Raw genomic sequence first — 24,024 nt, 5'->3', positions numbered from 1 at the left:
GGGGGTCTTTTTCACTTATAGGGGGGGGGTCGCCGGGGGGGGGCTCTTGGTGCCCCCCCCCGCCCACCGCAGGGGCCTAAACCCGCGGCGCCGCGGGCGCCGCAAATAAACACAGCATAGGGTCGTCACATGCCGAGTTCTGCTACTGCGGCTTCGGCCGCTGGGCTGTGTGCCTTCATCGATGCTTCGCCTTCGCCGTTCCATGTCTGCCGGACCATCGCCGAACAGCTGGATGCCGACGGGTTCACCCGTCTCGACGAGACCCAGCCCTGGCCCGGCGCGGGCGGCCGGTACTACATCGTGCGTGGCGGATCGCTCGTAGCCTGGGCCGATCCCGCGCAGACCGGGCCCTTCCGGGTTGTCGGGGCGCATACCGACAGCCCCAATCTGCGGGTCAAACAGCATCCGGATCTGACGGTGGCCGGCTGGCAGCTGGTGCGGCTGGAGCCCTACGGCGGGGCCTGGCTGAATTCCTGGCTGGATCGGGAGCTGGGTATATCCGGCCGGTTGAGTGTGCGAGAAGGCAACGGACTGGCCGAGCGGCTGGTGCGGATCGACGAGCCGATCCTGCGCGTTCCGCAGCTGGCCATCCACCTCTCCGAGGATCGGCGCGGGGTCACGCTCGACCCGCAGCGTCATGTGAACGCGATCTGGGGTGTGGGCAGTGAACCCGCGTCCTTCCTGGACTATGTGGCCGAGGTCGCGGGGGTGGATCCGGCGGCGGTCCTCGGGTGGGAACTGATGACCCACGATTTGGCGGCGAGCCGGGTGATCGGCGCCGGTCGCGACCTGATCAGCGCGCCGCGACTGGACAATCAGGGCACCTGCTATGCCGGTCTGCAGGCGTTCCGCACGGCGGTGGACAACCCGGGCGCCGCGGTACCGGTGCTCGCGGTATTCGACCACGAGGAGGTCGGCAGCCAATCCGATCGCGGCGCCCAATCGGAACTGCTGCCCACGGTGCTGGAACGGATCGTGTTGGCGCGTGGTGGCGGCCGTGCGGATTTCCTGGCCGCGATGGCGGGCTCGGTCTGTGCGTCCGGTGATATGGCCCATGCCACCCATCCGAACTATCCCGAGCGGCACGAACCGGCGCACGGGATCGCGATCAACGGCGGTCCGGTGCTCAAGGTCAACCAGAATCTGCGCTACGCGACCGATGCGGTCGGTGCGGGCGCGTTCGCGCTGGCCTGCGCGCAGGCGGGAGTCCCGATGCAGCGGTACGTTCATCGGGCCGACCTGCCGTGTGGATCCACCATCGGACCGATGACCGCCGCCCGTACCGGTATGCCGACCGTGGATATCGGCGCACCGCAGCTGGCGATGCATTCGGCGCGGGAAATGATGGGTGCCGCCGATATCACCGCGTACGCCGCGGCGCTGGCCGCCTTCCTCGCCCCTGAGGACTGAGCCGGGCACCGGGGCGTACTGCGCGGCGTGTCTCGGCGCCGATCCGGGCTGGTGCCGTGCCCGGGGCCGGCCTGTCGTCGAAGACCGGCCCGGCGATACACCGCGTCCCGGGCCCCGGCCGAGTACTACTCGCTTCCGGTCCGGCGATGTCCCTGGTCGGCGGCCGGGTGCGGTGGTACCGGCGGGGAGCGACCGGCGGCCCGCTGCCGGTCCACTTGCCGGGGCATCGCCGCGACGGGGCCGGGAACGTGCCCGGCGCAGGTGAACGTAAGATTCGTGCTGGATCAAACCTGTCGGGGCCCCGCCGTCGAGGCCTCGTGTTCCGGCCCCAACCCGTGTTCCCGATATCCCGCGGCATCGACGCGAATACTGCAGCCGTGGAATGCGCGAGTACGCGGCCGGGTCCGGAGCCCGCGCGCGCCGGCGCGCCAACCTACGAAAGGATCCTGGTAATCCCGTGACTGAGCAGGTCGATACGGTCGCCACCGCCGCCGCACACCCGGATACGCCGCAGCCGTACGCCGAGCTCGGCCTCAAGGACGACGAATACGCCCGGATCCGGGACATCCTGGGTCGCCGGCCCACCGACGCCGAACTGGCCATGTACTCGGTGATGTGGAGCGAGCACTGCTCCTACAAGTCCTCGAAGGTGCATCTGCGCTATTTCGGGGAGACCACCACCGACGAGATGCGCGCCTCGATGCTGGCGGGTATCGGCGAGAACGCGGGTGTGGTCGATATCGGCGACGGCTGGGCGGTCACCTTCAAGGTGGAGAGCCACAACCATCCGTCCTACGTCGAGCCGTACCAGGGTGCGGCCACGGGGGTGGGCGGCATCGTGCGCGACATCATGGCGATGGGCGCGCGGCCGATCGCGGTCATGGATCAGTTGCGCTTCGGTGCCGCGGATGCGGCGGATACTCGCCGGGTCGTCGACGGTGTGGTGCGCGGTATCGGCGGGTACGGCAATTCGCTGGGCTTGCCGAATATCGGCGGTGAGACCGTGTTCGACGCCTCCTACCAGGGCAACCCACTGGTGAACGCGCTGTGCGCGGGCGCCATGCGGGTCGAGGATCTGCACCTGGCGTTCGCCTCCGGTGCCGGTAACAAGATCATCCTTTTCGGTGCGCGTACCGGTCTCGACGGAATCGGCGGCGTCTCGGTACTCGCCTCGGACACCTTCTCCGGTGACGAGTCCGGCACCGGTCGCAAGAAGCTGCCGAGCGTGCAGGTGGGTGACCCGTTCACGGAGAAGGTCCTCATCGAATGCTGTCTCGAGCTTTACCACGCCGGACTGGTCGTGGGTATCCAGGATCTCGGCGGCGCCGGGCTCTCCTGCGCGACCTCCGAATTGGCCGCCGCCGGTGACGGCGGAATGCGGATCGAACTGGACCGGGTCCCGTTGCGGGCCGCCGATATGACCCCGGCCGAAATCCTGTCCAGCGAATCGCAGGAGCGGATGTGCGCGGTGGTCACACCCGAGAACGTCGACGCGTTCCTGGCGGTCTGCGCCAAATGGGATGTGCTGGCCACGGTGATCGGTGAGGTCACCGACGGTGAGCGGCTCGAGGTCACCTGGCACGGCGAAACCGTGGTGGATGTGCCGCCGCGTACCGTGGCGCACGAGGGGCCGGTGTACGAGCGCCCCGTGCAGCGCCCCGGTACCCAGGACGCCCTCAACGCCGACACTCCGGACAACCTGCCCCGGCCGAAAACAGCCGAGGAACTGCGCGACACCTTGCTGAAGATGGTGGCCAGCCCGCAGCTGTGCAGCCGCCGCTGGATCACCGAACAGTACGACCGCTACGTCCGCGGTAACACCGTCCTCGCCGAGTACGCCGATGCCGGCGTGATCCGGGTGGACGAGGAAACCGGCCGCGGTATCGCGCTCGCCACCGACGCCAACGGTCACTACACCAAGCTCGACCCCTACACCGGCGCGCGGCTGGCGCTGGCCGAGGCCTACCGCAATGTCGCCACCACCGGCGCCACCCCGAAAGCCGTCACCAACTGCCTGAATTTCGGGTCCCCGGAGGATCCCGGCGTGATGTGGCAGTTCCAGCAGGCCGTACGCGGGCTCGCCGACGGCTGCGCCGAACTCGGTATCCCGGTGACCGGCGGCAATGTCAGCTTCTACAACCAGACCGGGGAGAACGCCATCCTGCCGACGCCCGTGGTGGGCGTGCTGGGCGTGATCGACGATGTGCACCGGCGTATTCCGACCGGTCTCGGCCTGGAGCCGGGGGAGACCCTCATCCTGCTGGGCGACACCCGGGACGAATTCGGCGGTTCGGTCTGGGCGCAGGTCGCGCACGGTCACCTCGGCGGGCTGCCACCGCAGGTGGATCTGGCCCGCGAGAAGTTGCTGGCGGAGGTGCTCACCGCCGGCTCCCGCGACGGCATGATCAGCGCCGCCCACGATCTGTCCGAAGGCGGTCTGGCGCAGGCCGTGGTCGAGGCCGCGCTGGCCGGTGAAACCGGCTGCCGCATCCTGCTGCCGGAGGACGCCGATCCGTTCGTCACGCTGTTCTCCGAATCGGCGGGGCGGGTGCTGGTCGCGGTGCCGCGGTCGGAGGAAACCCGTTTCACCCGGATGTGCACCGCCCGGGAACTGCCGTGGGTGCGGATCGGTGTGGTGGACCAGGGGTCGGATTCGATCGAGGTGCAGGGCCAGTTCTCGGTGCCCATGACCGAACTGCGTGCCGCCTACGAGGGCACTCTGCCGGCCCTTTTCGGCGGCCACGCCTGATTCCGGGGCGGGCGTGCCACGCCGGGGGTGACCCGAGCCACCCGCCGGTGTCGGTTCCGCCCGCCATACTGGATGGGTGCTGGAGACCGCGGACACAGTGACCCGATTGCGGTCGCGCTGTATCGCGGTGATCGAGCGAACCGAGCGGATCATCGACCTGAACTATGTGGGTCTGGTGGTCGCGACGGTGTTCTTCGCGCTCTCGGTAACTCCGTCACTACTACCGCGCGACTGGATGTTCCAGGGCCTGATCAGCGGAATCAACGCGGCCATCGGCTACGGCGTGGGCTGTCTGCTGGAGTGGCTGTTCCGGCTGTGGATCCGGCCCCGGCTCACCCGGATTCCCGCCCCGCCCCGCTGGACTCGGTACGCGCTGAAATCCGCGGTACTGCTCAGCGCCGCGCTGGGCGCGGCCTACATGCTCGTGCAGTCGGCGCACTGGCAGCGCGAAATCGCCGCGCTGATGGGGATGGAGGGCACAACCACCCCGGCGTACCTGCGGACCGGCGGATTGAGCCTGACCATCGGCGTCCTCGTCGTCGCCGGGTATCGCACCGTGCGCGAAATCGTCCTTTTCTTCGCCCGGCAGTTGAACCGCTGGGTGCGGATACCGCGGGAACTGGCGCCGTCGGCCGGGGCGCTGGTGCTGGTTCTGCTGGTGGTGACCCTGTTCAACGGTGTGGCCACCCGGGCCTTCTTCGCCGCCGCCAACTCCGCGTTCAGCGTCCGTAACGACACCACCTCCGAGTACGCGACCCAGCCGCGGCTGCCGGAACGATCGGGTAGCCCGGATTCGCTGGCGGCGTGGGACACCCTCGGCTTCGAGGGCCGCTGGTTCGTTTCGCACGGCCCCACCGCGCAGCGGATCTCCTGGGTCACCGGCCGGCCGGCCTCGGAACCCATCCGGGCCTATATCGGGCTCGAATCGGTTGCCGGCACCGATCGAACCCAGGCCGAACTCGCCGTCGCGGAACTGGAACGAACCGGCGCCTTCGATCGTGAGGCGCTGGTCGTCGTCACCACCACCGGCACCGGCTGGGTCAATTCCATGGCGGCCAACGCGATCGAGTACATGTACGGCGGCGATACCGCCATCGTCGCCACCCAGTACTCGTATCTGCCCAGCGCACTGTCCTTCCTGGCCGACCGCGGCAAGGCCGCCGCCGCGGGTCGCGAACTGTTCGACGCGGTGTACGAACGAACTCGGACCCGCGCGCCCGAAGACCGGCCGAAACTGCTGGTGTACGGGGAAAGTCTCGGATCGCAAGGGTCGGAGGCCGCATTCGACGGACTGGCCGATCTGCGCGCGAAGGTCGACGGCGCGCTCTGGGTCGGGCCACCCAACTCCAACCGCCTGTGGCAGCAATTCGTCAGCCGCCGCGACCCGGGGTCTCCGGAAACGGGGCCGGTGTACGCCGACGGACTGGTGATCCGGTTCGCCGCCGACGCAGCCGCTCTCGCCGCCCCCGGCCCGGAATGGCGGGCTCCGCGGATCGCCTATCTGCAACACGCGTCCGACCCGATCGTCTGGTGGTCGCCGGATCTCATCCTGAGCCGGCCGGACTGGCTGTCCGAACCACGCGGCGCGGATGTCTCATCGCGGATGCGCTGGGCTCCGCTGGTCACGTTCTGGCAGGTCACCGCGGACCTCACGAATGCGCAGGGGGTCCGGGACGGGCACGGACACCGGTACGGGAGCCTCGTCATGGACGCCTGGGCCGCGGTCACCCGCCCGCCGGGCTGGAACCCCGAACTGGCCGAACGGGTCCGGCTCGAGATAGAGGCATACGAGGCCTATGAGCGTGAGGTGAAATGAGCGTCCGGATCGTCGCCGCGCTGGCCGCGCCGCTGCTGTGGAACAACTGGCTGCTGCCGCGGCTGGCGCTGGATCGGCGCGGGCGCACCACCGCCGGCGCCCTCGCGGCGACCGCGTACGCCGTCGCCCTGCGCGGCCGCCCGAACTGGTTCTCCGCGCGTGGAGCCGGGGTCGGGATCGGCTGCGCCGCGCTGGTCGCGGCCGGTTACACGGCGGCGTCCGCGGTACCGGCCGTACGTCGCTCGCTGCCCGGGGCACCGGACCGTGCGGCGGATGTGAGCACGCTGGAGTGGGTTGCGGTGCATATCCCGGTCGGCACCGTGTACACCGAGGAACTGTTCTTCCGCGCCACGCTGGACCCGCTGCTGGACAACGAATTCGGAACTTACGCCGGAACCGCCCTCGGCAGCGCCGCCTTCGGGCTGTGGCATATCCATCCCGCCCGCGCCGCGGGTGACAGCGTGCTCGGCACGGTGCTTTTCACCGGCGCCGCCGGACTGGTGTTCGGCACGCTGCGACGGTGGACCGACAGCGCGACCACGCCCGCCTTGCTGCATTGGGCGGTGAATGCGGGCGGGGCCGTGTTCGCGCGCCTGAACACCGGTCGTGCCGGGCCGGTTTCGCCGGTTTCCGGTAGGCGCGGACGTCGTGAAAGTGACACACTTCGCCGGTGAGGTTGATCGACAGCGACGGATACGGTGTGGAGCTCACTGTTGCCGGATATCAGTTCCCGGACCATATCGATCCGCGAATCAGGTACAGCTGGCTCATAATTGCCGGTACCGCGAACTGCCCCGAGGGGAACTGGTCCTTCCGCTGGCAGGCACTGACGCTCGACGATGCGGTCGAGCTTGCGGAATGGCTACGGCGTATCGCCGCCGCGGCCGAACCCGGCGGTGACCCGCTACCGGAGCCCGCGCGGCTCGAGTTCACCGAACCCAACCTGAGCTTCCTCGCGGCATCCGTCGCCGGTGGGGTGGAGTTGCGGATCGGGCTCGACCTCGAATTCTCCCCGCCCTGGAACCGGCGCGTGACAGCCGGCGAGCCCACCGTGGTCACCACGCGGCTCGGTGCGGCGCAGCTCACGACCGCGGCCGAGGATCTCGGTGCCGAGGTGGGCAGTTATCTGCCACCCGGTGGACGGCTGCTCGGCCGTGTCCGCTGAGCCGTGGCCGGGGTTGCGCCGGAAGTGCTGCGGTGGGTGATATCGCCCACGTTGCGCCGGACCCGCCACGAGGCTTATGGGTGCCGGTCCCGTTATCCGCCGTCAGCGGGTGGCCCCCGCAGGTCCATCGGATCGGAAAGCGCGCTCGTATCGCGCTGTTCGTGCAGGTGAAAGGCGGGTTAACTGAGTGCGGCGATTTGCCGGCTCGTGGTTGCCCGCGCGCGGGGCGCAGTTGCTGGGATCGTGATTCGACCGGTCCGACCGCGCTTGCTGCCGAGGTGCTGATCCGCTGCCGCTCCCGGGGAGTGCACCCGTAGAATGTCGGTTGCCCCCCACACCCGCCCGACCAGGGAGCGCACGGTGACCCTCGCCGACCGATCGGCCCTCAGCAATCCCACCGCAACCGAGGAGACGGAGAACCCGCCTCGTGAGGAATGCGGAGTCTTCGGAGTCTGGGCTCCGGGGGAGGACGTGGCCAAACTCACCTACTACGGCCTGTATGCGTTGCAGCACCGCGGTCAGGAGGCGGCGGGTATCGCGGTCTCCGACGGTTCGCAGGTGCTGGTCTTCAAAGACCTCGGCCTCGTGAGCCAGGTCTTCGACGAGCAAACCCTCGCCGCCATGCCCGGCCATGTGGCCATCGGCCACTGCCGGTACTCGACCACCGGTGCCACCACCTGGGAGAACGCTCAGCCGATTTTCCGGACCACCGCCGTCGGCTCCGGGCTCGCGCTCGGCCACAACGGCAACCTGGTCAACACCGCCGAATTGGCCGATCGGGCGCGGGAACTCGGTCTGGTCGGCGGCCCCGGCCGACCCGGTGCCGTTTCGGCCACCTCCGATTCCGATGTGATGACCGCCCTGCTGGCCCATGCCGCCGCCGATTCGAGCATCGAACAGGCGGCCATGGCGTTGCTGCCCACCGTGCGCGGCGCGTTCTGCCTGACGTTCATGGACGAGCACACCCTCTACGCCGCCCGCGACCCGCACGGGGTGCGGCCCCTGGTGCTCGGCCGGCTGGATCGCGGCTGGGTTGTCGCCAGCGAAACCGCCGCCCTCGATATCGTGGGTGCCTCCTTCGTCCGCGAGATCGAACCCGGTGAACTGCTCGCCATCGACGCCGACGGGGTGCGGTCGCTGCGTTTCGCCAATCCCGAACCCAAGGGCTGCGTCTTCGAGTACGTGTACCTGGCCCGCCCGGACAGCACCATCGCCGGCCGCTCCGTCCACGCGACGCGGGTCGAGATCGGGCGCCGCCTGGCCGGCGAACATCCGGTCGAGGCCGACCTGGTGATCCCCGTCCCGGAATCCGGTACACCGGCCGCAGTGGGCTATGCCCAGGGCTCCGGTGTGCCCTACGGACAGGGTCTGATGAAGAACGCCTACGTCGGCCGCACCTTCATCCAGCCCAGCCAGACCATCCGGCAGCTCGGAATCCGGTTGAAACTCAATCCACTGCGTGAAGTCATCCGGGGCAAGCGGTTGATCGTGGTCGACGATTCCATCGTCCGCGGCAACACCCAGCGCGCCCTGATCCGGATGCTGCGCGAAGCGGGCGCCCTCGAAATCCATGTCCGGATCGCCTCACCCCCGGTGAAGTGGCCGTGCTTCTACGGAATCGATTTCGCCTCCCGCGCCGAGCTGATCGCCAACAATGCCGGCACCGACCCGGACGGACCCGCCGGTGTGCCCGCCGATCCGGCGGCGCTGCGCGAAATGGTCGAGGGTGTCCGGCGGTCGATCGGCGCCGACACCCTGGGCTACATCTCGCTCGACGGCATGATCGCCGCCACCGAACAGCCCAGCTCCCGGCTGTGTGCCGCATGTTTCGACGGCCACTATCCGATCCCGTTGCCCACCGAAGCGTCCATCGGCAAGAACCTCCTCGAATTCGGTTCCCGGCCTCCGAGCCTGCTCACCGAGAACGCCAACGCCAGCGCCCTGAGCCGGCCGTAAATATCGGCGCGCTCCCGGGGCACGGGGTTTCGGCCGGTATGGACGGGCCGAAACCTTTCGGCGTTCCCTGAACTCGCGCCGCGCCGGAGTGCCGGTGCGGGCCCGAGAGCATGGATCGTTTTGCTGCCCGGACCGCTGCCGGTCCGCGAGGTGGTAAGGAAACATAGGGGTAGCACCCCGCGCGCCGGAGCCGCGCCATAGACTCAGACCAGGCAATTATCCGCGGATTCGGTTTGGAGCTTCCCCCGACAATGACTGAGCAGAACGCTACCGGTGCCGGTGCCTCCTATGCCGAAGCCGGCGTGGACATCGAGGCCGGTGATCGGGCCGTCGAGTTGTTCGCCCCGCTGGCGCGTAAGGCCACCCGCCCCGAGGTGCAGGGCGGGCTCGGTGGTTTCGCCGGGTTGTTCGCGCTGAAGAAGAACTACCGGGAGCCCCTGCTCGCGTCCTCCACCGACGGTGTCGGCACCAAGATCGCGGTTGCGCAGGCCATGGACAAGCACGACACCGTCGGTCTGGACCTGGTGGCCATGGTCGTCGACGATCTGGTGGTGTGCGGCGCCGAACCGCTGTTCCTGCAGGATTACATCGCTGTCGGCAAAGTGGTGCCGGAACGGGTCGCCGAACTGGTCTCCGGTATCGCCGAGGGGTGTGTGCGTGCCGGGTGCGCGTTGCTGGGCGGAGAAACCGCCGAGCATCCGGGGATGATGGGTGCCCAGGATTACGATCTGTCGGCCACCGGGGTCGGCGTGGTGGAGGCCGATGAGCTGCTCGGCCCGGACCGGGTTCGCCCCGGCGATGTGGTGATCGCCATGGGTTCGTCCGGTCTGCATTCCAACGGCTACAGCCTGGCGCGCAAGGTGCTGCTGGAGATCGACCGGATGGCGTTGAGCGGGCACGTGGAGGAATTCGGCCGCACCCTCGGTGAGGAATTGTTGGAGCCCACGCGGATCTACGCCAAGGACTGCCTGGCGCTGATTGCCGAGACCGATGTCCGCACGTTCGCGCATATCACCGGTGGCGGTCTGGCGGCCAACCTGGCGCGGGTGCTGCCGGCCGGTCTGGTCGCCGAACTGGATCGCGGATCGTGGAGCCCCGCACCGGTGTTCAAGATGATCGCGCAGCGGGGCCGGGTGGACCGCGCCGAGATGGAGAAGACGTTCAACATGGGCGTCGGAATGGTGGCTGTGGTGGCCCCCGAGGATGTCGACCGGGCGCTGGCTGTGCTCACCGCCCGCCATATCGAATGCTGGACGCTGGGCACGGTGAAGAAGGCCAAGGACGCCGATTCACCGCGTACGGTCTTGCTGGGTGACCATCCCCGTTTCTGAACCGAACCCATAGGCCGGCCGAGCCGCCGAGCCGGTGCCGGTGCCGGTCCGCCATCGAACCCGTGGTCGGCTGCGGTCGTCCGGCGAGACGTGCTTGCGAGGGCGCTCGGGCGGGTCTGGTCGTATAGCCTGCCCGAGCCATGGCCGTGAGTGACTCCGGACTGACCCGGGCCGACTCCGTCGGACTCCCGAGGCGATGTGTCCGCCCGCAGGTTCCTGCGCCGGCCGCCGGAGCCCAGCACGGACCGTGTTACCGGGGCGATCAGCGAAGCGCCCCGACCGGACCGCCGGAAATCCGGTCGATCGACTCGGCGATGCTGTGTCGGCGTATCGCGTGCGCCGTTTGGAGGGTGATAGGACTACCGGCTCGGGCCTGCTTACGGGTCTCGGATGAGCGTGCTGTCGGATAAGCCGGGCGCCGGGTCACGTAAGACCGGAGAACCGAGGAGTGCCGGGCCGATACGCCGAGCGCGCCGATGTCGTTGGCAAGGAACGAATGCCGGGCCGCCCCCGGAACAGTGGCGGACGGGTTGAATCGAAAGGGTCGCCGCTTCGGTATAGGACCGAGTGGATCGAGCCTGCCGACGGCTGGGTTGGCCGGCGCTCACGGCCGTCCGAACAGTTCGGCCGACGGTGTGCTGGACGAAGGGATTCCTCGTCTGGGATGCCTCGAATGAACGACAAGGGTATGAACCGGCGACCCGTTGCGCGGGCCGCCTGTTCAGCTTCGGCACTGCCGACAGGGCATCGTTCGGGCCGGCTCGCCGGTTCACGTCATTCACCGCCCGGGTAACTCGGCGGGGAACGGCGCGAACCGGCGTCAACGGCCAAAGGGGAGGCCCAGCAGCCTCCCCCCGAGCGGTTTACCTGATCAGCGGCGCCAGTCGTCGTAGTTGTCGTCCTCGTCCCATTTGGACAAGGAGTCGTCCGCGTCGTGCTCATCCGACAGGACGCCGCCACGCCGGGCATTGTCACTACCGGAAAGCTCGCGCTGAAGGCTCGCCAAGTCGGTCGTCGGCGAGCTGTACTTCAGCTCGCGAGCGACCTTGGTCTGCTTTGCCTTAGCCCGGCCACGGCCCATGGCTGACCCCCTCGCGTCACAGCGGGGCGGCCTGGGGATTGGTGGCGGCCCCGTTCGAATTAATATCTTCCTGACAGACACTTTAGCGCGTGTCCGGCAGTTGCGCCTCCATGAGTCGGCTATCCGGTGTATCGACCGACCGGTTTGCCGATGTTTCGCCGCTCAGCCGCTAGTCGGAATCTCCTCGGGTATGGCGCGGATCACACCTACGCGATTGCCCCCGCCGAGTACCGGGGGCGCGGCGAGTTCGGCCAGTTCCGCCGACCACGCGACCCCCATGCGCTGCAGAATTGCCATGGTCAGCGGGATTCTCGCCCGATCCGCGCCGTCGTCGATCTTGTACGCGAAGGCGCTGCCGTCGGGCAACGCGCCCGCGTGCACACCGTCTGCGCCGATCTTGCAGAGCAGTCCGGGTACCGCGCGCATTGCCAGCAGATCGGGTCCGTTGGTGCCCGAAATCACCCACGGCCGGTCGCGCAGGACATCGGCTATCCGGCGTTCCGGCGTACCGGGCGCCGAGGTCGCCAGCGTCGCGAAGGCGCGTGCCAGGTTGACCAGCGCGACCGGGACGATGGGCAGGCCGCACCCATCGATCCCGAGATCGGTTTCCGGTTCGCCGGTCGCCGCGACCACCTGCGCCGCGACGGCCTGCTGCAGGGGATGGCCCGGGTCGGTGTAGCCCGCCGTCGGCCATCCGTTCACCACACAGGTGGCCAGCATGGCGGCATGTTTGCCGGAGCAGTTCATATACCGTTTCGCGGGTCCTTCGCCTCGATGGATCACTCCGGCGCGGGCCTTTTCGTCCATCGGCAGATCGGGCGGGCAGGCCAGATCGTCCTCCGCGAAGCCGTAGCGATCGAGGAGTCGCCGGACCAGCCGGATATGTTCCGGTTCACCGGTGTGTGAGGCGCAGGTGATGGCGAGCTCGTCCTCGTCGACGGGCTCGAAGCCGAGTTTCAGCAGGGTCAGTCCCTGCAGCGGCTTGTTGGTGGACCGCGGATAGATGGGTACGTGCACCGAGCCGGCCTCGAACGTCGGTTCACCGTCCGGCCCCACGATCACGACCGAGCCGCGGTGCACGCATTCGCGGAAACCCGAACGCACCACTTCCACCAGGTCGACGCTCATGCGCTGTCCTCCGAATGCGATGGGCGGCCGCGTTCCCCGGGTACGCGCACTACCGCCACCGGGCTCGGTCCGCTCATGCGGTTGCCCCGGTTTCGCCGACGGGCAGGGCTTCTCCGGTAGGCCGGGTGGGAGCGCCCTCGGTCCCTTCCCGGCCGGTGGCCGTAACCGTTGCCGGTCCGCCGGTAACCGAGGCGGCACCGCGCCGTTTCGTGTGGCGGGCGATCTGGGCGCGGACCACATCGGAGACAGTGGGTTCGGCGGTGAGCAGCAGTTCCAGTCGCTGCGGGTCCGCGCCGGTGAAGACATCGCGGACGGTGATGCCGTGTTCGGGAACGTGCACCACCTCGACCCGGTCACCGGCGCCGACACTGCCCTCGGTGAGCACCCGGAAGTAGCAACCGGTGTTCGCCCGGTGCGTGAAGCGGCGGACCCACTGCGGTTCACCGGACCAATGACCGAAGGTCGCGCAGGGTACGCGTGGTCCGCTGACCTCGAACACCGCCTCCCCGACGGTGCAGCGCGCGCCGACGACGGCGTCGCTGAGCGGGAGTCCGGCGATCCGCAGGTTCTCCCCGAACCAGCCGGTGGGCAGCTCCCGCCCGAGCTCGGCCGACCAGTTCGCCGCGTCTTCGTCGGCATAGCCGTAGACGGCCTGGTGCACACCGCCGTGGTCTCTCGTATTGCAGACATGGTCGCCGTCGAGGCCGAGGCGCTGCGCCCGGACTCGTCCGGTGACGGGCCGTTTGTCGATCGCGCTGCGCCCGACCCGGCCCGGCACGGTCAGCTCGGCGTGGACGACGCAGACGGCCAGTACCCGGCCGGTGTCCCCAACCCGCATCGGCGCTCCTCTCGGATCGTTGTGCTCGATAGGCGGCAGGTCAGCGCCCGCGGAGCCGTTCGATGGCCTGGCGGCCCGGTTGGGGACTGTCGTCGGCGACCACCGAATCCGGGTCGATGGCCACGGCGGTAGCGCCCACGGTGAGCTGGGCATCGACCGGGATGTTCCGTTTGATCAGTCCGAGCGCGATGGGCCCGAATTCGTAGTGGTCGATCACCGTGCCGAGGACGCCGACCGACCGGCCGCCCGCGGTGATCGGATCGCCTGGAGCCGGGCGCTCGTCGGCGGAGCCGTCGAGATGCAGCAGAACCAGCCGCCGCGGCGGTTTACCGAGGTTGTGGACGCGGGCCACGGTTTCCTGGCCGCGGTAGCAGCCCTTGTTCAGATGTACGGCACCGTACTCGTCGGGCGCGCCGATCCAGTTCACTTCGTGTGGGATGGTGCGGTCGTCGGTGTCCAGGCCGATCCTGGGACGTGCGGCGGCCACCCGCAGCGCTTCGAAGGCCCAGGAACCGGCCGGCTGAGCACCGGCGGCGGTGAGTGCGTTCCAGTGCGACATCAGCCGATCCCGGGGGATGACGAGATCGTAGGAATCCGCGGTGGGCCAGGGCATCCGGCGCAGGAAACCACCGTCGGGGAGGGGCAACGCCTCGTACGTCGCGGGCAACCGGTCCAGGCCCAGAGCGGCCGTCGCGGTGTTCGCGAGCGGGCCGAGCAGGCTCAGCACCGCGTAATCCGGCTGCTCTCGCGGCTGTGCATCGGCCCAGAAAACCATTTTGGTGAGAAAGTCCAGCAGGGCCGGGCCGCGATCGGCTTCGGTATCGATCCACACCGTGCCCGCGAGTTCGGTGAGCACGAAATGATGCTGTACCCGGCCGTTGAGGTCCAGGTCGAGGTTTTCCGCGCTGTGCCCGTCGGCCAATTCGGCGATGTGCTGGCTGGTGACGGTATGCAGCCAGGTCAGCCGCTCGGCGCCGGTGATGGAGAAGACGAAACGGTGCGACCGGTCCACGATCGCGAATCGCTCGTTCGCGGCGCGCTGTTCGCCGAGTGGGTCGCCGTAATGCCAGGGGACCGCGGCGTCCGGGGATCCGGGCACAGCGGCTACGGCTCCCGGTACAGAAAGGACAGGGCTGGGTGCAGCGACCACGGACACAGCCTCCACTCTAAGAGCTCACCGGGTCGGCGCGCACGGTCGGGGTGTCAACCAGGGGTTTCGGGTCGGTCGCGGTCCGGATGCACCGGCACCAGTGGCAGCCGGCGGGCGATTTCCGGGGCGCGGCTGCCGGAGGCGTCGACCTTGCCCGCGGCCACGGCGGCCCCGAAATCCTGGAGCCCGGTCGCCAGCAACAGCCAGGTGCGCGGATCGGTTTCCACGACATTCGGTGGGTTGCCGCGGGTATGCCGCGGGCCTTCCACACACTGGACCGCGACGAACGGCGGAACTCGGACCTCCACCGAATGTCCCGGCGCCGCGGCGGCCAGTGCGCGGGCGGTACCGCGGACCGCGGCGGCCAGTTCGGTCCGCGCCGGGGCCGGTGCGTTCTCGTCGAGTAGCCAGGCGCGCACCGCGGTCACCGCCGAGCGCACCTCGGCCGGGTCGATCTCCGTCCGTCGAGCCATGATCAGACTGTAACGAGAGCCGAAAACCCGGTCGAAACGCCGGGATCGCCACGCGCGGAAGTGGCGTCCTCGAGACATCGGACGACCGACATTGCCGGTACTGTCGACGTTTGCGCCCCTCACGCGGCCCGGTGTTGGCCTACGCTCATGCGCATGGTGGATCGAGTACTTGTAACACTCGACGGTGAGGTCCGTGACGCGGACCAGCCGTTGTTGTATGCCGATGATCTCGGCGCGTTGCGCGGTGACGGAATTTTCGAGACGGCGCTGGTCCGCGGTGGCACGGTATGCGCGCTCGATTTCCATTTGGCCAGACTGCGTCGCTCTGCGCAGGCACTCGACCTACCCGAGCCCGATCTCGCCCGGTGGCGGGAAGCGATGGAAACCGCGGCCAAGGAATGGGGAGCCGAGGCGGAGGGGGTCATGCGGCTGGTGCTGACCCGCGGCCGGGAGAGCGAGCTGGGTGGCCCCAAATCCGCAGTGCGCTCGGGCGAACTATCCGAAGCTGTCCCGGTTCCGACGACCTACGTGATGGTTACGGGCGTGCCGGAGCGGGTGGCCACGGCCAGATCCGAAGGTGTCGCGGTGGTGACGCTGACCCGCGGTATCTCGATCGATCTCGCGCAAGCGGCGCCCTGGCAGCTGCTCGGCGCGAAAACCCTTTCCTACGCGACCAATATGGCCGCGCTGCGGTTCGCCGCCCGGATGGGCGCCGACGATGTCATCTTCACCAGTACGGAGCACCGGGTCCTCGAGGGGCCGCGGTCGACCGTGGTGATCGTGCGGGACAAGCAGCTGATCACGCCACCGGCGAAGCACGGGGTGCTGCCGGGGACAACCCAGCGGGCGCTGTACGCGGAAGCGGAGCGCAGAGGTTACGACTGCCGCTACGAGCCGCTGTTCACCGCCGACCTGTTCGACTGCGACAGCATCTGGATGCTCAGTAGTGTGGCGCTGGCGGCGCGGGTCAATTCGCTGGACGGGGTGCGGTTGTCGGCGACGGATTCGGCGGCGGAGATCGTCTCGATGGTGGACCGCGGGATCGAGCGGGCCGGGACCATCGCGGACTGGTGAGTCGTTGCGGAATCGTCGGCAGGTCGTGTCGGCGGACACATTGATCCGGGCGTACCAGCGCGTAATCTTGTACTACGGCACGTCGTAGTAACAGGAGGCTCGTGTGGATGCCCTGGATGTCTCGCGATGGCAGTTCGGCATCACGACCGTCTACCACTTCTTGTTCGTTCCCTTGACGATCGGCCTGGCGCCCCTGGTCGCCGGGATGCAGACCGCCTGGGTGATCACCGGTAAAGACCACTGGTACCGGCTGACCAAATTCTTCGGGAAACTGTTCCTGATCAACTTCGCGCTCGGGGTCGCCACCGGGATCGTGCAGGAATTCCAGTTCGGGATGAACTGGAGCGAATACTCCCGCTTCGTCGGGGATGTATTCGGGGCACCCTTGGCCCTCGAAGGGCTGGTGGCGTTCTTCATGGAATCCACCTTCATCGGGCTGTGGATATTCGGCTGGTCCCGGCTACCGAAACTCGTGCACCTGGCCACCATCTGGATGGTCGCAATCGGTGTCAATGCCTCCGCGTACTTCATCATCGCCGCCAACTCGTTCATGCAGCATCCGGTCGGCGCCAGATACAACCCGGAAACCGGCCGGGCCGAGCTGACCAGCATCGTCGAACTGCTCACCAACAACACCGCGCTGGCCGCGTTCCCGCACGTGGTCGCGGGATCGTTCCTCACCGCCGCCACCTTCGTGGCCGGAATCGCCGGCTGGTGGATGGTCCGCAACGCGCGCAGCGGGGACGCGGGAAAGCTGGCCGAGGCACGCGCCGTGTGGCGTCCGGCAGCGCGGGTTTCGCTGCTGATCGCGGTGATCTCGGGGGTTGCGCTGGTCTACACCGGCGACGTCCAGGGCAAGCTCATGTTCGAACAGCAGCCTATGAAGATGGCGTCGGCCGAATCGCTGTGCCACAGCGCCCTCGACCCGAAATTCTCGATCCTGACCGTGGGTACCCACAACAACTGCGACAGCGTCACCCATGTGCTCGAGGTGCCCTACGTGCTGCCCTGGTTGGCCGAAGGGTCCTTCACCGGGGTGGAACTCGAGGGCGTCGTCGACCTGCAGCGGGCCTACAACGAGAAATTCGGGCCCGGGGACTACCGGCCCAACCTGTTCGTCACGTACTGGTCGTTCCGTGCCATGATCGGTCTCGCCGCCGGATCGGCTCTGCTGGTGTTCGCCGGCTTCTGGATGACCCGGCGTGGCCGCGTACCCGATAAACGCTGGTACTCGTGGTTGAGCCTGCTCGCCGTCCCGACCCCGTTCCTGGCCAATGCGGCCGGGTGGGTGTTCACCGAGATGGGCCGGCAACCCTGGGTCGTCGTGCCCAACCCGACCGGCGACCAGGATCTGCGGCTCATGGTCCAGGACGGGGTCTCCGATCACGCGGCCGTGACGGTGTGGATCTCGCTGATCACCTTCACCGTGGTCTACGGGTTGCTCGCCGTCGTGTGGTTCTACCTCATGCGCCGCTATGTACGGGAGGGCCCGGAACGGCCGCCCGAGGCGGCACCCGAGGGGACGTCCGATTCGGAAAAACCTGCCACCGAGCAGCTTTCGTTCGCCTACTAGGAGCCGGGGATGGAACTGCAGGAATTCTGGTTCGTACTGATCGGGGTGCTCTTCACCGGGTACTTCGTGCTGGAGGGTTTCGACTTCGGAGTCGGGATGCTCATGCCGATACTCGGTAAAGGGTCCGATACACGGCGGCGGGTGGTGCTCAACACCATCGGACCGGTCTGGGACGGCAACGAGGTCTGGCTGATCACCGCCGGCGGCGCATTGTTCGCGGCGTTCCCGGAGTGGTACGCGAGCATGTTCTCCGGTTTCTATTTCCCGCTGCTGCTGTTGCTGGTTGCGTTGATCCTGCGGATCTGCGCGATCGAATACCGCGGCAAGATCGACGATCCGCGCTGGCGGGCGCGCTGCGACCTCGGTATCGGTATCGGTTCCTGGGTGCCCGCGCTGGCCTGGGGCTGGGTCTTCGCCAATATCGTGCGTGGCGTACCGCTGGATGCCGACAAACAGTTCACCGGCGCGATCGCGGGCCTGTTCAGCCCGTACGCTTTGCTGGGCGCCCTCACCACCGGATTGCTGTTCGCCCTGCACGGTGCGGTGTTCCTGGCGCTGAAGACCGAGGGTGAGGTGCGCACCGACGCGGTGCGTACCGCCCGGCTGCTACTGGTGCCCACGGCCGCCGTGGTGGGCGGTTTCGGTCTCTGGACGCAGCTCGCCTACGGGGCCGACTGGACCTGGATCCTGCTGGCGCTGGCGGTCTTCGGCCTGCTCGGTGGAGCGGCGGCGCTGTTCGCCGGCCGCGACGGCTGGGCCTTCACCGGTACGGCGCTCACCGTCCTCGCCGCCTCCGCGCTGCTGTTCGGGGCGCTGTTCCCGGATGTTCTGCCTTCCACCATCGACCCCATGTTCAACCTCACGGTCGACAACGCCTCGTCCACCCCGTACACGTTGAAGGTGATGAGCTGGGCGGCACTGGCCGTCACGCCGGTGGTCCTCGGTTACCAGGCCTGGACGTACTGGGTGTTCCGCAAACGCATTAGTGTCGAACACATCCCCGCCGGAATCGGACTTTCCCCACGCGTCGCAAACGAGGAGTGACCCCTGATGGCCCGCCCGCCCGTGGACCCGCGCCTGTGGCGGTACGCACGCTCGGCCCGGAACTATCTGGTGCTCAGTGTCGGTCTGTCGCTGCTGACCACGGTCGCCATCGTGGCCGCCGCGGTCTTGCTGGGACGGGTACTCGCCGGTGTCATCACCGATCCCGGTCAGCGGACCGTGGCCGCCTGGCAGACCGAGCTGGCGCTGCTGGCGGTAGCGGTCGCGGTCCGGGCCCTGGCCGCCTGGTGGCAGGCACGGATCGCGCACCGGGCCGGTGCCCGGGTCGTGGCCGAGCTGGAGCAGTCGGTACTCGCCGCGGGTGCGGGCCTACCGCCCCGCGAACTGGAAACGCGCCGCACCGAACTCGCCGTGGTGGTGAGCAGCGGGCTCAGCGGGTTACGCCCCTACCTCACCGGTTATGTCCCCGCCCTGCTGCTGGCTGTGCTGGTGCCGCCGGTGGTGCTCGTGGTGATCGCCGCGCACGACCTCACCTCGGCCGTCATCGTGTTGATCACCCTGCCGCTGATACCGATCTTCATGGTGCTCATCGGCCTGCTCACCGAGGGCCGGGCCCGCGCGACCCTGGACGCCACCACCCGGCTGTCCGACCAGCTGCTCGACCTGTTCGCCGGTATGCCCACCCTGCGCGCCCTCGGCCGGGAAACCGGCGGTGCCACCGATACCCCCGGCCGCACGATGAGCCGCCAGGTCCGGGAGCTGGGCGAATCGCTGCACCGGCGCACCATGAGCGCGCTGCGGATCGCATTCCTCTCCTCGATGGTGCTCGAACTGTTGGCGACCTTGTCGGTGGCGCTGGTCGCCGTGGCGATCGGCATGCGGTTGGTGCACGGCGATATGAGTCTGTACGCCGGCGTGGTCGCGCTGGTCCTCGCGCCGGAGGTCTATCTGCCATTACGCACGGTGGGCGAGCGGTTCCATGCCGCACAGGACGGAATGGCCGCTGCGGAGAAGGCGTTCGCGATCCTCGACCCCGCGGGTGCGGCGGCCGGCGACACCTCGGCCGCCGTCGCCCGCGACCGGAAGGGCGAGCAGGCTGTCGCCGGCGATTCCCGAGTGCGCGTCGCCGCGGACGGGGACCGGGCTGCCATGTCGGAAAAGCCGGTAGCGGCGGCTGCCGGCCCCGGCGGACCGGCCCCGGCCGGCAGCGCCGGGGTGATCGAATTACGTGATCTCACCGTCGAATCCAGGGACGGAGCCGCGCCCGACGGGTTGTGGGCGCAACTGCGACCGGGTGCCGTCACCGCGCTCACCGGACCGAACGGCAGCGGTAAATCCACCGTGCTGCAGGCGATCCTGGGCTTGATCGAACCTACTCGCGGCGCGGTACTCGCCGATGGCGTGGATATCCGGCAGCTGCCCGCGGAGCAGTGGTGGCAGCGGCTGGCGTGGCTGCCGCAGCGGCCGGTGCTCGTGCCGGGCACGCTGCGGGAGAACCTCGAACTGCTGGGGGCCACCGTGTCCGGTTCTCCGCGCCGAGGCGCGGCCCGGGTGCTGAACGAACTCGACGCCGCCTGCGCCACCACGGGATTCGATGCTGTACTCGAATCGCTGCCCGCCGGGTGGGACACCGTCGTCGGCTCCGGTGGAGTCGGGCTCTCGCTGGGGCAACGTCAGCGCCTGGCCCTGACCCGGCTACTCGCCGCCGGGCGTCCGATCGTGCTGCTGGACGAACCGACCGCCCATTTGGATCCCGACAGCGAGACCGCGGTCGCGGCAGCGCTGACCACACTGGCGCGTACCGGGGCCACCGTAGTCGTGGTCGCCCACCGTCCCGCACTGCTGTCCGCCGCGGACGAGATCGTCACGGTGCCGTCGACCGCTCAGCGGGTGGCCCGATGAGCAACCGCACCGCGAGCATCCGGCGTCCCACCAGAGCGGTCGGTGGCGGATGGCCGCTGCGCCGCTGGGCCCGGATGCGGTTGCTGCTGCGCGACACCCGCCAGATGTGGGAACTGCTGGAAATCCCCCGTTGGCGGCTCGCAGTCGCGGTCGCATGGGGCGTGCTGGCCCTGGGCAGCGGTCTCGGCTTGGCCGCGCTCGCCGCCTGGCTGATCGCCCGGGCCTGGCAGATGCCGCCGGTACTGGATCTCACCGTCGCGGTGGTCGCGGTCCGGGCGCTCGGTATCTCGCGTGGACTGTGCCGGTATCTGGAGCGGCTGGCCACCCACGATGTGGCGCTGCGCTCGATGACGGCGGCCCGTACCTCGGTGTATCGCGCGCTCGCGCGGGCACCGCTGTGGTTGACCCGGCGTTCGGAAACCGGATTCCCCGGGGTGACCAGGGTTACCGATATTCCCGCGCCTGCTGACGCCGGTGGACGGCCGGTACCTATTGCCCCCACTGCTCCCGGCCGGCTGCGTCGCGGTGACGTACTGGTCCGGGTGGGCACCGATATCGACGATCTCGGTGCCGTGGTGGTCCGCACCTTCGTACCCATTGCGGTGGCGCTGGTGTTGTCGGTGGCCGCGGTCGCGCTGCTGGCCTTCATCTCCCCGGCGGCCGCGGCCGTCCTGACGGGCGCGCTGATCTTCTCCGGCGTCGTCGCGCCGTGGCTGTCGGCGCGGGCCGCATCCGGCGCCGAACGAGCGGCGCGCGCCGACCGCGCGGAATTCACCGCGCACGCGCTCACAGTCCTGGACCACGCCGCCGAACTACGGGTCGCGGGGAAATTGGATACCGCACTCGCGACCGCCGTCGCGGCCGACGACCGAGTCCTCGCGGCCGAGGACAGCGCCGCCGCCCGTTCCGCGTGGGCGGCCGCCGCGACCCCGCTGGCAACCGGGGTGAGTGTGCTCGCGGCCCTCCTGATCGGTATCGCGCTCTACGGTCCGGACGGCGGTGCCCCGGGGGCTATGACCCCGATGGCGCTGGCCGTGCTGGTCCTGCTGCCGCTCTCGTCCTTCGAGGCGACCGGCGCCCTGCCGGCCGCTGCCCAGGCCCTCACCGTGGCGCGGGCGGCGCTGCACCGGCTGCGTGCGGTCTCGCCGGACCACCGCCCGGAGCCGGTCGAGCCGCCACCGTCCGGTCTCGCTGCCGCGGCCGGAGCGCCCGCCGATACCCGCAAACGTTTCGGAACGGGCGGCAACCCGCACCCCTTCCCGTACGCCGACAGCCGCGCCGACGGTGTGGTGATCGGCTGGGTCGGCGACGGGCAGTGGCAGATTCCGCAACGCCCGCAGACCGCACGGGTAGCGGTCGTCGGTCCCAGCGGCGCGGGGAAAACCACACTGCTGATGGCCTGGGCCGGACTTTTCGACCGCCCCGACGACGAGGTGCGTTTCTTCGCCGAGGATGCACACCTGTTCGGCACCAGCGTCCTGGAGAACCTGCGGGTGGCCCGCGGGGATCTGGACGCCGAAGCGGCCGGACAGGCGTTGCGTACCGTCGGGCTGGGTGAGTGGCTGGACGGCCTGCCGGACGGCGTGCACACCTACCTCGTCGGCGGGGCGGCCGCCGTATCGGGCGGGCAGCGCCGGCGGCTGCTGCTCGCCCGTGCACTGGTCTCGCCCGCCCGGGTGCTTCTCCTCGACGAGCCCACCGAACATCTGGACGCCGAGGCCGGGGCCCGGCTGCTGCGCGATCTGCTCGATCCCGGCAGCGGGCTGGTCGCACCGGACCGCGATGTGGTGGTCGTCACGCATCAGCTTCCATCCGGGCACCGTGCGGGACTGGTGCTCACAGTGGACGAATCAGGCCAGGTCCGGGCCGCTTTTCCAGACGGTGACAGTACGCATTTCGCCGTGGACGAAATTCCGTTGCCGACCCCGGCCACCCGCGGCTAGGTTCGTGGGTACACAAGGAAGGAGGTGATCCAACGAATGGAAATTCAAAGGACGCGTGAGGTGGCTGTCAGCTGAGCGCTGTAGCCGGCTGTGCACGGATTCCGTTCACCCCTACGCGCTGAGCGAATTCCAGGCAGCCACCCGGCCCCCGAGTCCCCGATCCGTCCGATCGGGATCGGTCGCTGATCCAACCGGCATCCGCCAGAGGATCACGGCCGATACGGCTCGGGGGTCGTTCCATGTCCGGACCGAGTACGTGATGCCGCGCCCGCACCGCAAGCGGCAGATCCGCCCGAAGGCTGCGCCGTGGGGATTCTGCTGCCCATCGAGCCGGCCGTCGGGCCGGCGGCCATGCGATTGCGAGCGCGGTGCAGATCAGCCGATATAGCGCTGCAGGCGAGCCGAGAGCCGAGGCTCCAGCGGCCCGTCGGCCACTACCCGCTCCTCCACGTACGCCAAGTCGCCGCCCTCGACGATTCCGTACAGCCGTTTGGCGCCACCCACTACCGCGCCGGTTTGGCTGCGGATCACCACATCGGTGGCCAGCTCCCAGGACGCCTGGGTGAGCGCCGTACCGTAGAAGAGTTCGACAATGCCCGTGCTGTGGGTGAGCAGCAGCTCCAGCACCTCGTCGTTCCCCTCCACACCGACCCGCCAGAATCCACGCTCCCGCAGATCCGGGCCACCGTAGCTGCCGTCGGATTCGACGAACCAGGAGCGCGAATCCCAGCTCAGATAATCCCCGCCGTCATGGGAGACCACGATCTGCTGCCCGAAGCGGTAATCGCCGCGCTCGGGATTGTTGCCTTCACCCTCACCCCGCCACACTCCGACCATCGGCAGCAGCGCCAGCATGGCCGGATTCAGGTCCGGGCCGAGTCGCAGATTGGCCGTCTCGTCGGGCAGCGGAAGATCCGGGAGGACCGGGATATTGCGTCCGGCGGTCGACTTGGCGCGTTCGGCCGCATCCGCTACCGCCCGGTCACCACTCAGCGGCGACTGGTCACCGGCAGACCGGCCGTTACCGTTGCGAGCGGACGGTTCGACCGCCGGCTCTCCGTTGCTGGTGTCGCTCGCTCGCTCGGCCGGATCGGGACCCTCGCTCGCGAGACCACTCATGACTCGGTGAACAGCCGGTAGAAGACGTACAGGCCGAACCATCCGATGAGGATCGAAACGGCGATCAGCAGAATCTCGAAGAAGAGGACCACAGCGTCAGTTTATGCGGCGCCAGCGGCGCCCCCGGTTTAGGCCCCCCGAGGTCCAGCATTCAGCACAACCCGCGGCGCGGTTAGGCGCCGGCCCGACCAATTATTGCGTCGCCAAGGCACAGCTGGGCCCCCCGCCAGCTCCGTGGTGCCGTCGGAGGCGGTGATGGTGGCGGTCTGGTTCACGGGCACGGTTCCCGCCGCCGGGATCTCCGCGCTCCAGTA

18 protein-coding genes are annotated in these 24,024 nt (G+C 68.8%); 12 read left to right on the top strand and 6 right to left on the bottom strand.

Annotated features, from left to right (window positions below; genetic code table 11):
- Positions 1–129 precede the first annotated feature (129 nt).
- From QH195_RS14275 to purM, 7 genes are all read left to right on the top strand, one after another.
- On the top strand, positions 130–1,410 hold the full coding sequence (locus QH195_RS14275; protein WP_280423649.1) for a M18 family aminopeptidase: 1,281 nt from the start codon (positions 130–132) through the stop codon (positions 1,408–1,410).
- 457 nt (positions 1,411–1,867) lie between these two features.
- A complete protein-coding gene (gene purL, locus QH195_RS14270) occupies positions 1,868–4,159 on the top strand; it encodes a phosphoribosylformylglycinamidine synthase subunit PurL (RefSeq protein ID WP_280423648.1) in 2,292 nt (763 codons plus the stop codon).
- Positions 4,160–4,235: 76 nt separating this feature from the next.
- Positions 4,236–5,975 (top strand): alpha/beta hydrolase, encoded by a 1,740-nt coding sequence (locus QH195_RS14265; protein ID WP_280435709.1) that lies wholly within the window; start codon positions 4,236–4,238, stop codon positions 5,973–5,975.
- Positions 5,972–6,649 carry a CPBP family intramembrane glutamic endopeptidase gene (locus QH195_RS14260; RefSeq protein WP_280435708.1) on the top strand — a complete coding sequence of 226 codons (678 nt, stop codon included), beginning with the start codon at positions 5,972–5,974 and terminating at the stop codon, positions 6,647–6,649. The genes QH195_RS14265 and QH195_RS14260 overlap by 4 nt, the downstream gene beginning before the upstream one ends.
- Positions 6,646–7,140 carry a WapI family immunity protein gene (locus tag QH195_RS14255; RefSeq protein ID WP_280423645.1) on the top strand — a complete coding sequence of 165 codons (495 nt, stop codon included), beginning with the start codon at positions 6,646–6,648 and terminating at the stop codon, positions 7,138–7,140. The genes QH195_RS14260 and QH195_RS14255 overlap by 4 nt, the downstream gene beginning before the upstream one ends.
- Positions 7,141–7,500: 360 nt before the next feature.
- Positions 7,501–9,096 (top strand): amidophosphoribosyltransferase, encoded by a 1,596-nt coding sequence (purF, locus tag QH195_RS14250; RefSeq protein WP_280435707.1) that lies wholly within the window; start codon positions 7,501–7,503, stop codon positions 9,094–9,096.
- A gap of 251 nt (positions 9,097–9,347) precedes the next feature.
- Entirely contained in the window at positions 9,348–10,427 is a 1,080-nt protein-coding gene (gene purM, locus QH195_RS14245) for a phosphoribosylformylglycinamidine cyclo-ligase (protein WP_280423643.1), read from the top strand.
- Between the two features lie 871 nt (positions 10,428–11,298).
- Here the strand turns inward: purM and QH195_RS14240 are convergent.
- The 5 genes from QH195_RS14240 to QH195_RS14220 form a co-directional block, all read right to left on the bottom strand.
- Positions 11,299–11,508 carry a DUF3073 domain-containing protein gene (locus QH195_RS14240; RefSeq protein WP_033244090.1) on the bottom strand — a complete coding sequence of 70 codons (210 nt, stop codon included), beginning with the start codon at positions 11,506–11,508 and terminating at the stop codon, positions 11,299–11,301.
- A 162-nt stretch (positions 11,509–11,670) separates the two neighbouring features.
- Entirely contained in the window at positions 11,671–12,636 is a 966-nt protein-coding gene (locus QH195_RS14235; protein WP_280423642.1) for an asparaginase, read from the bottom strand.
- Positions 12,637–12,709: 73 nt separating this feature from the next.
- On the bottom strand, positions 12,710–13,474 hold the full coding sequence (locus QH195_RS14230) for an MOSC domain-containing protein (RefSeq protein ID WP_280435706.1): 765 nt from the start codon (positions 13,472–13,474) through the stop codon (positions 12,710–12,712).
- A gap of 40 nt (positions 13,475–13,514) precedes the next feature.
- Complete coding sequence (locus tag QH195_RS14225) at positions 13,515–14,630, bottom strand: YgfZ/GcvT domain-containing protein (protein ID WP_280435705.1); 1,116 nt, start codon at positions 14,628–14,630, stop codon at positions 13,515–13,517.
- A 47-nt stretch (positions 14,631–14,677) separates the two neighbouring features.
- Positions 14,678–15,097, bottom strand: a complete 420-nt coding sequence (locus QH195_RS14220; RefSeq protein ID WP_280435704.1) for a sterol carrier family protein — start codon at positions 15,095–15,097, stop codon at positions 14,678–14,680.
- Positions 15,098–15,250: 153 nt separating this feature from the next.
- On the opposite strand from QH195_RS14220, the gene QH195_RS14215 reads away from it, so the two are divergent.
- From QH195_RS14215 to cydC, 5 genes are all read left to right on the top strand, one after another.
- Positions 15,251–16,171 (top strand): aminodeoxychorismate lyase, encoded by a 921-nt coding sequence (locus QH195_RS14215; protein ID WP_280435703.1) that lies wholly within the window; start codon positions 15,251–15,253, stop codon positions 16,169–16,171.
- A 103-nt stretch (positions 16,172–16,274) separates the two neighbouring features.
- Complete coding sequence (locus QH195_RS14210) at positions 16,275–17,744, top strand: cytochrome ubiquinol oxidase subunit I (protein ID WP_280435702.1); 1,470 nt, start codon at positions 16,275–16,277, stop codon at positions 17,742–17,744.
- Between the two features lie 9 nt (positions 17,745–17,753).
- Entirely contained in the window at positions 17,754–18,788 is a 1,035-nt protein-coding gene (gene cydB, locus QH195_RS14205) for a cytochrome d ubiquinol oxidase subunit II (RefSeq protein WP_280423636.1), read from the top strand.
- A 6-nt stretch (positions 18,789–18,794) separates the two neighbouring features.
- Positions 18,795–20,648 (top strand): thiol reductant ABC exporter subunit CydD, encoded by a 1,854-nt coding sequence (gene cydD, locus QH195_RS14200; protein WP_280435701.1) that lies wholly within the window; start codon positions 18,795–18,797, stop codon positions 20,646–20,648.
- A gap of 104 nt (positions 20,649–20,752) precedes the next feature.
- Positions 20,753–22,591 (top strand): thiol reductant ABC exporter subunit CydC, encoded by a 1,839-nt coding sequence (gene cydC / locus QH195_RS14195; protein ID WP_432278379.1) that lies wholly within the window; start codon positions 20,753–20,755, stop codon positions 22,589–22,591.
- Between the two features lie 375 nt (positions 22,592–22,966).
- Here cydC and QH195_RS14190 read toward each other — a convergent pair whose 3' ends face one another.
- Positions 22,967–23,710, bottom strand: coding sequence for an FABP family protein (locus tag QH195_RS14190; protein ID WP_280435700.1), 744 nt, complete (start codon positions 23,708–23,710; stop codon positions 22,967–22,969).
- Positions 23,711–24,024 lie beyond the last annotated feature (314 nt).

Origin of the sequence: Nocardia carnea, from assembly GCF_029868855.1 — a bacterium.
Classification (GTDB): domain Bacteria; phylum Actinomycetota; class Actinomycetes; order Mycobacteriales; family Mycobacteriaceae; genus Nocardia; species Nocardia carnea_A.
Note: the sequence above shows the minus strand (reverse complement) of the source record. Positions and strands in the feature narration are given on the sequence as shown.

What these genes read in the sequence shown, in the direction of transcription:
- QH195_RS14275 (WP_280423649.1), top strand. Translation starts at nt 130, where the DNA reads ATGCCGAGTTCTGCTACTGCGGCTTCGGCCGCTGGGCTGTGTGCCTTC.
- QH195_RS14260 (WP_280435708.1), top strand. Translation starts at nt 5,972, where the DNA reads ATGAGCGTCCGGATCGTCGCCGCGCTGGCCGCGCCGCTGCTGTGGAAC.
- purM (WP_280423643.1), top strand. Translation starts at nt 9,348, where the DNA reads ATGACTGAGCAGAACGCTACCGGTGCCGGTGCCTCCTATGCCGAAGCC.
- QH195_RS14240 (WP_033244090.1), bottom strand. Translation starts at nt 11,508, where the DNA reads ATGGGCCGTGGCCGGGCTAAGGCAAAGCAGACCAAGGTCGCTCGCGAG.
- QH195_RS14235 (WP_280423642.1), bottom strand. Translation starts at nt 12,636, where the DNA reads ATGAGCGTCGACCTGGTGGAAGTGGTGCGTTCGGGTTTCCGCGAATGC.
- QH195_RS14230 (WP_280435706.1), bottom strand. Translation starts at nt 13,474, where the DNA reads ATGCGGGTTGGGGACACCGGCCGGGTACTGGCCGTCTGCGTCGTCCAC.
- QH195_RS14220 (WP_280435704.1), bottom strand. Translation starts at nt 15,097, where the DNA reads ATGGCTCGACGGACGGAGATCGACCCGGCCGAGGTGCGCTCGGCGGTG.
- QH195_RS14215 (WP_280435703.1), top strand. Translation starts at nt 15,251, where the DNA reads ATGGTGGATCGAGTACTTGTAACACTCGACGGTGAGGTCCGTGACGCG.
- cydB (WP_280423636.1), top strand. Translation starts at nt 17,754, where the DNA reads ATGGAACTGCAGGAATTCTGGTTCGTACTGATCGGGGTGCTCTTCACC.
- cydD (WP_280435701.1), top strand. Translation starts at nt 18,795, where the DNA reads ATGGCCCGCCCGCCCGTGGACCCGCGCCTGTGGCGGTACGCACGCTCG.
- cydC (WP_432278379.1), top strand. Translation starts at nt 20,753, where the DNA reads ATGTGGGAACTGCTGGAAATCCCCCGTTGGCGGCTCGCAGTCGCGGTC.
- QH195_RS14190 (WP_280435700.1), bottom strand. Translation starts at nt 23,710, where the DNA reads ATGAGTGGTCTCGCGAGCGAGGGTCCCGATCCGGCCGAGCGAGCGAGC.